This is a genomic window from Streptococcus sp. CF8_Ac1-9 (assembly GCF_024295565.1).
In the GTDB taxonomy this organism is placed as follows: Bacteria; Bacillota; Bacilli; order Lactobacillales; family Streptococcaceae; genus Streptococcus; species Streptococcus parasanguinis_X.
On record NZ_JANCOY010000001.1, the window covers coordinates 442,788 to 455,828 of the forward strand.

13 protein-coding genes are annotated in these 13,041 nt (G+C 44.3%); all 13 read right to left on the bottom strand.

Annotation, left to right across the window (positions count from 1 at the left end):
- Positions 1-30: 30 nt before the first annotated feature.
- Positions 31-201 carry a hypothetical protein gene (locus tag NML76_RS02245; protein ID WP_000873143.1) on the bottom strand — a complete coding sequence of 57 codons (171 nt, stop codon included), beginning with the start codon at positions 199-201 and terminating at the stop codon, positions 31-33.
- Between the two features lie 514 nt (positions 202-715).
- The gene (rlmD, locus tag NML76_RS02250; protein ID WP_129824163.1) at positions 716-2,071 is read right to left on the bottom strand and encodes a 23S rRNA (uracil(1939)-C(5))-methyltransferase RlmD; all 1,356 of its coding nucleotides are present in this window, start codon (positions 2,069-2,071) and stop codon (positions 716-718) included.
- A gap of 62 nt (positions 2,072-2,133) precedes the next feature.
- On the bottom strand, positions 2,134-3,447 hold the full coding sequence (locus NML76_RS02255; RefSeq protein WP_045759339.1) for an LCP family protein: 1,314 nt from the start codon (positions 3,445-3,447) through the stop codon (positions 2,134-2,136).
- Positions 3,444-4,298, bottom strand: coding sequence for a prephenate dehydratase (gene pheA / locus NML76_RS02260; RefSeq protein ID WP_070595228.1), 855 nt, complete (start codon positions 4,296-4,298; stop codon positions 3,444-3,446). Before pheA ends, NML76_RS02255 begins: the two co-directional genes overlap by 4 nt.
- Positions 4,289-4,774 (bottom strand): shikimate kinase, encoded by a 486-nt coding sequence (locus NML76_RS02265; RefSeq protein ID WP_070595227.1) that lies wholly within the window; start codon positions 4,772-4,774, stop codon positions 4,289-4,291. Before NML76_RS02265 ends, pheA begins: the two co-directional genes overlap by 10 nt.
- Positions 4,767-6,050: a 3-phosphoshikimate 1-carboxyvinyltransferase gene (aroA, locus tag NML76_RS02270; RefSeq protein ID WP_254732570.1), complete on the bottom strand. Its 1,284-nt coding sequence runs from the start codon at positions 6,048-6,050 to the stop codon at positions 4,767-4,769. The genes NML76_RS02265 and aroA overlap by 8 nt, the downstream gene beginning before the upstream one ends.
- Positions 6,051-6,222: 172 nt before the next feature.
- Complete coding sequence (locus NML76_RS02275) at positions 6,223-6,561, bottom strand: YlbF/YmcA family competence regulator (RefSeq protein ID WP_003014453.1); 339 nt, start codon at positions 6,559-6,561, stop codon at positions 6,223-6,225.
- Between the two features lie 100 nt (positions 6,562-6,661).
- Positions 6,662-7,768: a prephenate dehydrogenase gene (locus NML76_RS02280; RefSeq protein WP_254732571.1), complete on the bottom strand. Its 1,107-nt coding sequence runs from the start codon at positions 7,766-7,768 to the stop codon at positions 6,662-6,664.
- 16 nt (positions 7,769-7,784) lie between these two features.
- Positions 7,785-8,951: a chorismate synthase gene (aroC, locus tag NML76_RS02285; protein WP_223344517.1), complete on the bottom strand. Its 1,167-nt coding sequence runs from the start codon at positions 8,949-8,951 to the stop codon at positions 7,785-7,787.
- Positions 8,952-8,957: 6 nt separating this feature from the next.
- The gene (gene aroB / locus NML76_RS02290; protein ID WP_247913651.1) at positions 8,958-10,031 is read right to left on the bottom strand and encodes a 3-dehydroquinate synthase; all 1,074 of its coding nucleotides are present in this window, start codon (positions 10,029-10,031) and stop codon (positions 8,958-8,960) included.
- A 161-nt stretch (positions 10,032-10,192) separates the two neighbouring features.
- Complete coding sequence (gene aroE, locus NML76_RS02295; RefSeq protein WP_254732572.1) at positions 10,193-11,065, bottom strand: shikimate dehydrogenase; 873 nt, start codon at positions 11,063-11,065, stop codon at positions 10,193-10,195.
- Entirely contained in the window at positions 11,055-11,732 is a 678-nt protein-coding gene (gene aroD, locus NML76_RS02300) for a type I 3-dehydroquinate dehydratase (protein WP_003014374.1), read from the bottom strand. The genes aroE and aroD overlap by 11 nt, the downstream gene beginning before the upstream one ends.
- On the bottom strand, positions 11,729-12,892 hold the full coding sequence (locus NML76_RS02305; protein WP_254732573.1) for a class I SAM-dependent rRNA methyltransferase: 1,164 nt from the start codon (positions 12,890-12,892) through the stop codon (positions 11,729-11,731). Before NML76_RS02305 ends, aroD begins: the two co-directional genes overlap by 4 nt.
- Between the last annotated feature and the right edge of the window lie 149 nt (positions 12,893-13,041).

The following is a 13,041-nucleotide window of genomic DNA, read 5'->3' on the forward strand; positions in this document are numbered from 1 at the left end:
ATGTTCAATATAAAAGTTATGGAATGAGACTCATACTTCCAATTCGATGCCAGATTTAAAGGATATGACGAAGTTTTCTTCATAGACTGTAACGCTCTGGATTATCTTCCTTAGTAGCAAGCGATTAGCTTTCACAAAATCTTCTGTTTGTAGTTTTAAAAATTCATCAGGATTTTCTAACTCAACCTCAAAATATTTCATTTTACATTCCCTCATTTCATTTATTGATAAATTGAGTTTGCAAAAAAGAGTGGACAATTTTTGTCTACTCTTAACCTTTAAAATAGTTTTTTTTAATCGATTTGAAGTTGCCTAAATTATTACTTATTCGGTAAAATGAAGTATTGCTTTCAACAGATTTCCTTCAACTACACTTCACTTGATTCAAACAAGGTGGGTACATTTCTATTCCCACAAACTCCTTGTCAATGGAAACAAACACGTACCCACAGGGTAAATGGAAATAGAAACTGATAATTTCTAGCTATCACTTCTACTCATTCCAAAAATTTTCTCACTCTGATACTTACCCACCATAAAGCAAAAAGCCTTGCAATCAAGGCTTTCATTATCCCTTTCGTTCAAAGGTTTCTAAGCTTTTACGAGCAGAGCGACACACTCAGCGGTTCGCTATCTCCGTTCTGTCTGCGTGCTAGCACTTGTCAATCACGGACAGCTATCGCATGGGCGGAAGTAAATGCTAATCTTCGTCGTTTTACTCCTTGACTAGCAAACTTACCGCCTCAACATGATGCGTTTGTGGAAACAAATCCACCGGCTGGACTTTCTTTAATTCGTAGCCCAACTCTTGGTAGAGTTTGATATCACGCGCCATGGTGGCGACGTTACAGGAGATATAGGCGATACGGTCAGCTCCTGTTTGGGCGCTTGCTTTGATAAAGCTTTCGGTCAAGCCCTTGCGTGGCGGGTCAACTAGGATGGCGGTTGGTTGGATGCCTTCCTTGAGCCAATTCTTCATGGCATTTTCAGCTGTGTCACAGACATAGTGGGCATTGGTGATATTGTTTAATGCAGCATTCTTCTGGCTATTCTCTACCGCTTCTGGGATGACTTCGACCCCGTAGACTTCCTTGACATGCTTGGCAACTGATAGGCCAATGGTCCCGATTCCTGAGTAGGCATCAATCACCACATCATCTTCTCTTAACTCCGCAAAGTCAATGGCTGTCTGATAGAGCTTCTCTGCCATTTCGGTATTGACCTGATAAAAGGCTGGTCCAGAGATTTGGAAGCTATTGCCCAACATTTGATCCGTAATATAGTCTTGACCATAGAGAACCCGCCATTCTTTTCCAAAAATGGCATTGGTATTCTGATCATTAATATTTTGCATGACGGATTTGATGGCTGGGAATTGCTTGATCAACTGCTCGATCAACTGGTCCACACGGAACACCTTGGGACGAGTGGTGACCAAAATGACCATGATTTCTCCTGAATGATGTCCTCGACGAACCACAAGATTTCGAATTAAGCCAGATTGTTCCTGCTCATCATAAGGCTTGAGGTCAAAACGACGAATCAAATCCCTAAGTGCCAAGACCACTTGGTCAATGACGGGATCTTGGATATAAAAGTCTTCAATCGGCATCAAATCATGAGAGTTCTTCCGAAAGAAGCCTGTTTCGACCTGACCATTGACACGACGGACAGGAACCTGAGCCTTGTTGCGATACTGGACAGGATGGTCCATCCCCAAGGTCAGGGGTACTTCGATATCAGAGATTCCTGCCATCTTGTAGAGGCTATCCTTGACCTGTTTGGCCTTGAATTTCAGCTGCTCCGGATAAGCCAGGTGCCCCAAATCGGCAATGCCGCTTCGCAAGTAAGCTAGGTCTAGCTCTTCATTGCGGTGAGGTGATTTTTCCAAGTACTCCTCTACTTTTCCGTAGCCGATCTTCTTGTTGACCTTGAGCACGCGCATGCGGATGACTTCTCCTGGCAGGGCATTCTCCACAAAAAAGACCAGGCCATCGACCTTAGCCACTCCTGCTCCTTCGTGTGTCAAATCGACAATTTCAACCGTTACAATTTCATTTTTCTTTAACATCGTTTTCTATCTTTCTACAAATTAAAAGGGGTGGAGTCCAAAACTCCTATCCCCTTATTATATCATCTCAGTCCCATTTGGTACAATTTCTTTTTATAAGCATCGAAATCGACCAGCAGGCCTTGGCCACCGTACATATCGTAGGAATCGACCCAATCCCCATTTTCTGGGATGGTCACTCGTTCAATTCCTTTTCCAGCACTTCCGACTAGTCCAAGTCCATTGGTCAATAGGAAAGAGAAAGGAACATTGGTGGACGTCATAGCAAAGACTTTCCCTAGGGCTTCTGATCCCGTAAAGAGTTTGGTTGGATCCTTGATCTGATGCATGATAGCGGACATGACCTCTTGCTGGCGACGGGTCCGACCAAAGTCTCCTTCATCATCCTTACGGAAACGCGAGTAATTGAGAAGGGTCCGGCCATCCATCCGTTGTTTTCCAACCTTGATGGTTTGTTGCGGAACGACACCGTCTTTCATGTTCAAATCATCTGGTACTTCTACTTCACTGACCTTTTCGCCGTCAACCGTTGAAAACTGCGCATTCATCTCGACCCCATTTGGGAAGAGGGTATCGATCGCTGTCGCAAAGGTCTTGAAATCGACCATAGCGTAATATTGGATATCAATGTCAAAGTTGTCTTTGAGCATCTGACGCACCAATTCAGCCCCTTGGTTGTTATTTTGCTCCCCGATGGTGAAGGCAGTATTGAGCTTCTGGTCGTAGTAGCCATCATATTCAGGAATATTTTGCTGGCTGACACCATCGATATGGACCAATGTATCCCTCATGAAGCTGACCATCTTGATCTTGCCTTCTTTGTTATTGACATTGACTACCATGATGGAGTCTGTCCGGGTCTCATCTGATTTCTCACCGATCCGACCATCTGTCCCCAAGATCAGGATATTGACCCCATCTCTTGACTTCTTGCCGTTAAATTTCTCAACGACAGCCGGTTTGGCATCTGGACCTGTCGGCTTGCTGTTGAGGCCTTTTACAAACATGAAGACCATGCCACCGATAATGAGCAAGAAAAAGAGAGCAATCCACTTGAGAATCCGCTTGACGCGAATTTTTTTCCGTGGTTTCTTAGGTATATCGCTCGTCGCAGCAACTGCTTTCTTCTTAGACTTTTTGCTACGTGATTGGTAAACAGGGAGATCCCCAATCGGTTCAGCAATCTCTCCTTGCACTTCTTCTGTAGCGTCTACCTCAGGTTGAAGGGCTTCTGCTTCCTCATAAGCTCCTTGGCTCTTCTTGAGCAGGTAATTGTATTCTAGTTGTTCTCGTTCATTTAAATAATGAAAATTTGAGTATAAGTACTCTAATCGCTTTCGCTCGTGGTGAGATAGAAAGTTGGATTCGTTACTCATCTTTTCTCCATTCCGTTATCTTTTAAGGTATAGACCTGATACTGACCCAAGACTTTTGTCTGAATGCCCAAACTGTCTAATTCTTGATAGGCAAATTGCAGAAGATCAGGCGCTTCGTTTAGGAGGTCAATAATGAAAAAGTATTCTCCTAAAGCTGTTTTTAGGGGGCGACTTTCAATCTTGGTTAAATTGATCCCCCGCCAAGCAAAAGTAGACAAGCCCTTATAGAGGGCTCCTGCCAAGTTACTTGGTAAGGTCAAGGCCAAGCTAACTTTTTGAAGGGCTGGACTTAAAGTTTCTGAGATCGCTGGCTCTTTGGCCCCTAAAATCCAAAAACGTGTATAATTGTCCTCGATTTCTTGGATGTCTTTGGCCTGGACTTCCAAGCCGTATTCACTGGCTGCTGCCAGAGGGGCAATCGCTGCAATTTCCAAGTCTGGATGCTCTGCTACATAGCGAGCCGCATAGGCTGTTGAAGCCGTCATTTCCATAGCCGCATCTGGATAATGGGCTCTTAAAAAAGCCTTCCCTTGGGCCAAGGCCTGTGGATGCGAATAGACCGTTCGAATGGGCCGGTCTTTTTTAGCCACCAAGAGCTGTTGCTTGATGGGATAGACCACTTCTGCAACGGCCTGGATGGTCCCTTGGTGAAAGAGGTAATCAAGGGTCTCATGGACACTGCCTTCAATCGAGTTTTCAACTGGGACGACTGCAAAATCAATTTCTTGATTCTCATAAGCCTTGATGACATCTGTGATCGTCTGATAGGCGATGCGTTCAGAAGTTGGAAAGCTATGAGTGGCCACATCATGGGTAAAAGATCCCTTAGGACCAAGATAGCCTACAAGCATCGAATGATCTCCGCAATTTCTTCAGGTGTTTTGTCCTCGACATCCACAATATGGGTAGCAATCGCTTCATACAAAGGCAAACGACCATCAAAAATCTTCTTAAATTCTTCTTTTGTGTTGTTTAAAAAGAGGGGACGTTGCATAGCTTTGTCATTTTGAATTCGTCTGTACAAGGTTTCAAAATCTACCCGCAGATAAATGTTGTGAGGATTTTTTTCCAAGAGCGCACGGTTATGAGGATTGACCACAATCCCACCTCCGGGGGAAATGATGGCCACTTCATTTTCCAATAAACGCTCTAACATTTCAGCCTCGCGACGACGAAAGGCAGCTTCTCCTTCCACTGAGAAATAATCATTGATCGACATGCCGATCTCTTCAACAATTAATTCATCCATATCATGGAATTTTGGATCAAGAATGCGACCAACGGTCGTTTTACCTGTTCCCATAAAACCAAGTAAAATTTTAGCCATGCAGTAAGGTCTCCAAATCTTCAAAAAAACTAGGGTAACTGGTGTTGATGGCCTCTGCCCGATCCAACACCACATTTCCATCTCTCACCAATAAGGCAGCAATGGCAGCCATCATCCCAATCCGGTGATCTCCAAAGGTCTCTAAGTCAGCTCCATGTAGAGGAGTCGGTCCAGTGATGATCATGCCGTCTTCCGTTGGCACGACATTGGCTCCCATAGCATTGAGGCTATCTGCTACGACCTGGATGCGGTCCGTTTCTTTCACACGAAGCTCCTCAGCATCCGCAATCACGGTTTGACCATTTGCTTGTGTCGCTAGTAAGGCAATAATCGGCAATTCATCAATCAAGCGTGGAATCAACTCCCCATCAATCCGAATCCCTTTTAAGGACGAAGTCTTAACAGTGAGACTTGCAGAGACCGCTTTTTCATCGCGATCCTCCATGGTGAGATCTCCCCCCATTTCTTGAATCACTTCGAGAATCCCTGTCCGCGTTTGGTTGATGCCAACATTTTCAATCTTGATCACACTATCTGGAAGGATGAGGCCGGCCACTAACCAAAAGGCTGCACTGGAAATATCTCCAGGAACGATGACTTCTTGACCTTGGAACTCTTGTCCACCTTGGATGCGGATGGTTTTTCCATCCACCTGGATCTCTCCACCAAATTGGCGAATCATATCCTCCGTATGGTCACGCGTCTTTTCCTTCTCGATAATCGTCGATTCACCTTCAGCTTGTAGAGCGGCAAAAATGAGAGCAGACTTGACTTGAGCCGATGCCACTGGTAAACGGTAATGAATCGGTTGGAGCTGACGGGTCCCTTTTTCATGTAAAGGTGGGCAATCGCGATCTCTCTGACCAGCAATCTCTACCCCCATCTGACGCAGTGGGATCGCGACACGATCCATGGGCCGTTTGGAAAGACTGTCGTCTCCGACCATGGTCACAGCAAAATCCTGACCTGCTAAGACACCTGAAATCAAACGAATAGAAGTTCCTGAATTGCCCATATCAAGGGGAGATGTCGGGGCTTGAAGACCTTGAAAGCCTACTCCTTGAATCCGAATCACATCCCCGTCATCTTGGATGGAGACTCCTAAATCTCGAAACACCTGGATGGTAGAAAGCACATCTTCGCCTCGCAAGATATCATAGACTTTAGTTTCGCCCTTTGCAAGACTTCCAAAAATAATGGATCGGTGACTGATGGATTTGTCACCAGGGACTCGAATGGTTCCCTTTAGACCCTTGCTATTGGTTCTTAATTTCATTGCCATCTCCAGAGTGCTTTTCCACATATTCTATCATAAATAGGACATGAATTCAATTTTTGATCAAAAATTTGGAACAAAAAACGAATGTTTCCAAGCATTTTTTGAGCTTGTTTTCCTCTAGTGGCGAACGAAAATACCAGAGTCGAAATGACAACTCTGGTAGAAATTTCTATTTGTATAAATCTTGAATTGGCTCAAAGATAATCTTTTCAAGATCTGCAAGATAAATAGACAATTGTTGTTGTTTGGTGAAGAATTCATTCACAATCGGACTTGCTTGGATTTTTTCCATATAGTCCTTCATTTCTTGTTGCACAGCTTCTGTTGGAAGTTGACCGGATTGCATCAAGCCTTGTAGTTGATTTTGGAAAGCGACGTATTCGTCAAACAGCGTTTTCGCTTCTGGATTTGCTTCGATCGCTTGCTTGCTTTCTACGACAGCCTTATATTCAGGAAGGTCTCGCAGAGTCCGAGAGAGTTCGTTTGCTACATCATAAATATTTGCCATTTTCTAGGCTCCTTTACTGATAAGATACTTCTATTATACTGCTTTTCCTTCAATATTCCTAAAATGAAGCAGGCCTTTTGATGCAAATCCTTCTGTAGACCTAGCGAGCAAGAACGGTATAAGACGTCGCCTGGCTGATCAATGTTTGAGCTCGCTCTTGATCCTCTGCATTTTTAAAAGTCAGCTGCAAAATCCCGTGGATATCTTCACGATTCTCTTCATTGATGTGAATATTGACCAAGGAAATCCCTTGTAGAAGTTGTAAGATTTCGAGGATCACACCTTCCTTATCGGGGACATCGATAAAGAGATCATAGGCACTATCGCGTCCAGCACGCTGATGGATTTGCATTTCTTTTCGGTGCTTCCGCCCTTCTTGGAAAAAAGACCAAATGGCCTCCTCGTTATCTGCTTGGATGGTTTCAGCCACTTGATCCAAACGCTCTTTGAAATCTGCAATCCGTTCTAATATCGCTTGAGGGTTGGACAAGAGAATAGAAGTCCACATGCCTGGCTCACTTTCCGCAATCCGTGTCATATCCCGAAAGCCACCAGCTGCAAAACGACGGGTCATTTCATGCTCTTCCCCATAAGCTACAGCCTGCTCGACCAGAGTCGAGGCTAAAATATGAGGAAAATGGCTGATCTGGGAAGTCACCCGATCGTGTTCCTCGGCGTCGATTTCAATAAATCGAGATCCCAATCCACTCAGAAGCTCTTTCAACTCTTCCATGGCATCCCCTGTCGTCAAGCTGGAAGGGGTAAAAATATAATAAGCGTTCTCAAATAAGGTGGCATCTGCTGCTGCTGCACCTGTCTTATGACTACCAGCCATGGGATGCCCTCCCACAAAACGTACAGCCTTATCTTTAAATACCTTTTCAGCTTGTGCGACAATTTCTGACTTGGTAGAGCCTGCATCTGTCACTAGTACCTGGTCTTTCAAATTCAGACCAGCTAAGATTTCTAAGTAAGACTTGGTTTGCTTGATGGGAAGGGCCAAAATAATGATATCTGCTAAAGGGGTAAAGGCTGCGAAATCATCCGTCACCTGATCCACCATTCCTCTTTCAAGGGCGATGGTTCGAGAGGCTTCACTACGATTGTACCCAAGAACTGTCACATGTGGGTGGGCTCTCTTAATGCCTAGCGCGAGGGATGCACCAATCAAGCCCAAGCCTGCAATATATACAACTTTCTTCTCCAAAGGAAAACTCTTTCTCTTAAAAATTCTTCGTAAAGTCCCGGTGCTTAGCAACGGCTTCTTTCAATTCTTCCAAGTTATCGGATGAGAATTTTTCAAGCACTTCTGTCGCAAGAACCGTTGCGACCACTGCTTCCATCACCACACCTGCAGCTGGCAGAGCTGTTGGGTCGCTGCGCTCAACCGTCGCCTTATAAGGCTCATGAGTTTCAATATCCACACTCATCAAAGGTTTGTAGAGGGTCGGAATAGGCTTCATGACGCCACGAACCAGAATGGGCTCACCATTGGTCATGCCCCCTTCAAAACCACCAAGATTATTGGTGCGACGGGTATAGCCAGTGTCCTGAGACCAGATGATCTCATCCATGACTTGACTACCTTTTAGGCGACCTGCTTCAAAACCAAGGCCAAACTCAACACCCTTAAAGGCATTGATAGAGACCACTCCTTGAGCGATTTTGGCATCCAATTTCTTGTCCCATTGCACATAGGATCCTAGTCCAACAGGCACACCGCCAACCAAGGTTTCCACAATTCCCCCTATGGTATCGCCATCTTTTTTCACTTGGTCAATATAGGCCTTAACGGCTTCTTCTTGTTCTGGCACAACGATCGAAACTTCCGACTGACCTGCCTTTTCCTTGATTTCTGAAACGGTTAGATTCTCGGGAATTGCAATCTCGATTCCCCCAAAATTCACAATGTGGCTGGCTACTTCAAGGCCGATCTCTTCTAAAATCCGTTTAGCAACTGCACCAACGGCTACACGCATGGTCGTCTCACGTGCAGAAGAACGCTCTAAGGAATTACGGAGATCATCGAAACGGTATTTCATCCCTCCGACTAGATCGGCATGACCAGGACGTGGCTTGGTGATCTTACGCAGATTTTTCTTTTTCTCTTCGACCGGTGCTACATTCATGATCTCCAGCCATTTTTGGTGATCCAAATTGGTCACATTCAGAGTAATCGGGCCTCCCATGGTCAAGCCATGACGGACCCCTGATGTGATCTCGACACGGTCACTCTCGATTTTCATCCGAGCACCTCGACCATAGCCACCTTGTCGACGTTTGAGCTCTTTATTAATATCCTCTTCAGATAAAGGAAGGCCTGCCGGAACCCCCTCGATGATGGCTGTGAGTCGAGGTCCATGGGACTCTCCTGCTGTTAAATATCTCATACGACCTTATACCTTTCTTTCTAAAAAGTCCTTCATTTCTTGAAGAGGGATTTGATGAATCGCTGCTTGCCCCAACTCTGGAACAATTACTAATTTCAAGTTCGTCCCACGCGCTTTTTTGTCATGAGTCAAGGCTTGATAAAGGGCTTCTTTATCCCAGTTCTCATAGGTCACCGGAAGGCCAAATTTCCGGCACATTTCTTCGATTTGTTGGCTGATTCCTTTTGGCATCAAGCCCTTTTCTTCTGCAACTCGGGAGAGCTGCACCATGCCCATACTGACGGCTTCTCCATGCATAACCTGCCCATAACCAGCTGTCGCTTCAATAGCATGTCCAATAGTATGCCCAAAGTTGAGATACAGGCGAATGCCATTGTCCAACTCATCTGCCACAACATGGTCTCGCTTCACCAGACAAGAATGGGAAATGATGCTCTCTGCATGCTCTAAAATACTCTGGACAGAACCATCCATGGCTTCCAATTCTTCCCAAAGTTCAGTATCTTGGATGAGGCCGTACTTGATGACTTCGCCCATCCCCTCGATCAATTCACGTTGCCCCAAAGTACTCAACACTTCAGGATCAATGAACACACCATCTGGTTGGGCAAAGGTCCCTACCATGTTTTTGGCAAGCGCTGTGTTGACTCCAGTCTTTCCCCCGATAGAAGAATCCACCTGTGCGGTCAAGCTAGTCGGGATCTGAACAAAGGAAATTCCCCGCATATAGGTCGAGGCAGCAAAACCAGCCAAATCACCAACTACGCCACCCCCAAGAGCGACGATTCCATCACTGCGCGTCATACCTTGAGTAGCTAGAAATTCATAAACTTTTGAAACAGTGGTTAGATTCTTACTGGCTTCCCCTTGAAGAAACTCAAAGCGCACCACTTGAAAACCAGCTTTCTCAAGGCTCTTCTCTACGATAGAGGCATATAGCTTAGCCACGCGGTTATCGGAAATAATGGCGACTTTTTTATCGCCCCAAAGAGTGCGCAACCAGTCGCCAACTTGGTTGAGACCACCTCTTTCAATCACAATATCATAGGAATGTCCTGGAATAGGTACCGATACGTTCATAGGAATCTCCTTCACGTTTTTCTTTGATTCTATCTTATCATGAAATAGGGCACATGTCTCAATCAAAATGAAAAAGAGACTAGAGCAAGACTGTTTTTTAAAAAATCAGTTCCTGTTCTAATCTCATAAAGCTTTTCAATAGGGAAAGGTAAAACTCTCTCTTAGTCACATACAAATTGGCGATATTCTGTTGTCAATGCTTCCCATACAGACTCTGTAGGAAATACTTTCCCAGTCATTAATTCAAAGGCTGCTTCAGCTTGATAAAAGAGCATTCCCAGCCCATTTACCCTCTGGTTTCCTTGATTCACTGCTAATTGCAGAAAGGGGGTCACTGCCGGATAGTAAGCCATCTCTACGATTAAGGCCTGTGGGGGAAAGGTCAAGTGACTCGCTATCGGAAGAGACTGACCATCCATCCCAACACCAGTCGCATTTAAGATGAGATCGGCTTGATTAAAGGAGCTTTGAACGTCTTCATCTTTCTCAATCGCATACAATTCTATCAAGAAATCAAAGCCTTCTTCAATCAACTGAACTATTGAACTATAATGAACCAATCTTTCCTCTCTCACAAAGACAAGGATACGTTTTACACCTAGATGAATCGCCTGTGCAATAATCGCTAAAGCTGCACCACCTGCACCTAAGAGAACCATTGTTTTTCCCTTAATAGAGAAAGCAGGAGGTAAACTACGAAAGAAACCTATCCCATCTGTATTATAGCCTTTAAGCTTACCATCGCGGTGAACGATAGTATTGACAGAACCGATCTTTCGGGCCATCTCATCCACTTCATCTAAGTAAGGAAAGACCTTCTGCTTGTAGGGCATGGAGATATTGGCCCCAATCATATCCAACTTACGAATTTGGCTGATGGTGCTTTCTAAGTCTTCTTCAGCAATATCCCAAGCTAGATAAGCAGCATTGGTCGCTGTTAATTCATAGGCTAGATTATGGATGAAAGGAGAAATACTATGACGAATGGGATGGGCAATGACCGCTGCCATCCGAGTATATCCGTCAATCTTCATTCAATAACTCCCGAATTCTTCTCATATTTTCAAGAGGAATTTGACCTGGGGCACTTTCATCTCCGACTCTAGCATAAGACCAGGAAGAACCTGTCAAATCAGCTGTCAAGCGCGAAATCTTCCCGACCTTGCCCATGGAAATGGTTACATATTCTTGCTCAGGATTCAGCGTCTTGAAACCACGCGTATAATTCATCAAGTCAAGAACATCTTGTTCATTGTGGGCCATAACGGATACCTTGACCAATTTTGGAGAAAAGCTGGTCAATTCCGATAAGATCTCCATCATATTTTCCGGTGTCTCTTGGAAATTGTGATAGCTGAGAACAAGATTTGAAAATTCCAACATTTCTTCAAAGACTTCACGGTGACTATAATACTCGAAATCGATATAATCCGGATGATAGATGGATTGAATATCTTTCAGGATTCCAACATATTCCTCGTTGGTCAGCTCCATCTCTCCACCTTCAGCTCGAGTCCGCAAGGTGAATAAAATTTCGCGTCCAGCAAATTTTTCAAAAACTGCAGGAGCGACGGTTAAGATCTCGCTTTTTTCTAAAAAGTCCGCACGCCACTCAATAACATCTGCATCCTCGTAACGCGAACTATCTAGTTGTTGCGCCTCTTCTAAGGAGCGAGGCATAATCGAAACAACTAACTTCATACATCCACCCTAATCGTAAATACTTTTAAGTAATTACTACTTTCTTCTTTCTTGTTCCATCGAAAATCTCCCGGAAGTCCGTATTCCGCTACATAGCGATGCTTACGGCCTTGAAATCCCTTTTCGATTTGTTTTTTAAATTTATCTTTGGTCACATTTGCTGCATTGGTACTGAGAATCAAGGTCCCACCTGGATTTAAAATCTCGAGTGCCTCGCTGACCAATCGATGATAATCTTTAGCGACTGAAAATGTCCGTTTTTTATTCCGCGCAAAGCTAGGCGGATCAAGCACGATCACATCATAGCTTAGGTCATGGCGTTTGGCATATTTGTAATAGTCAAAGACATCCATCACGACAAAACGATGAGCATCCAACGCCAAGCCATTTGCCACAAAATGCGCTTCTGATAGTTCTCTACTTCTCTTAGCCAGATCGACCGATGTTGTCTCAACTGCTCCACCCATTGCCGCAGCCACAGAGAAGGCCGCCGTATAGGAGAACATATTGAGCAAGGACTTGCCAGCTGCTAAGCCCTCTACCAAGCTACCTCGAACTTCATGCTGATCCAAAAAAATTCCCGTCATCAAGCCATCATTGAGAAAGACTTGGTAAGAGACCCCATTTTCAAGAATCAAAAATTCTTGCGGAGCTTCTTCTCCATAGACATGAGCCGATTCATAGTCCAAGCCTTTAAAGCGAATCTTTTCATAGCCACCTCGGACTTCTGGAAAAGCTTCTTGAAAGGCCGCTAGAATGGTTTCCTTGATCTGAAATACGAAGGGATTGTACCAAGAAAAGACAACAAACTCACCATACAAGTCAACCGTGAAGCCACCAAAACCATCTCCCTCTTGGTTAAAAAGACGAAAGGCTGTCGTCGTTTCACCCGCATAATAAGAACGACGGTATTGCTTGGCTTTGATGAAAAGCTTTTTAAAAAAGTCTTGATCAAAAGCGACCAACTCTTGTGAAACAAACCATCCAATCCCTTTATTTTGTTCAGATAAGTATCCGACCCCGAGGGATTGTCCATCTCCTGAAAGCAATTGAACCGCTTGATCCAAAGCGGGAAGTGAGTCAAAATCTTGCTTTTCAAGAAGGGATTGTCCTTGTTTGATTTTTGTTGCGACTTGGCGACTAACTGTGAGTTTTTTCATATCCTCTATTATAGCAAAAGTCTGTGTTTTTCACAAAGGGAGGCTTTATTTACTAGAACTTTTTTTACCATTTTATTTCAGCTCTTATCCTTTAGCTTTTTACGATTTCATATCCCTGATCTTTCCTATTTCTTTCCTCTGCTTTACAG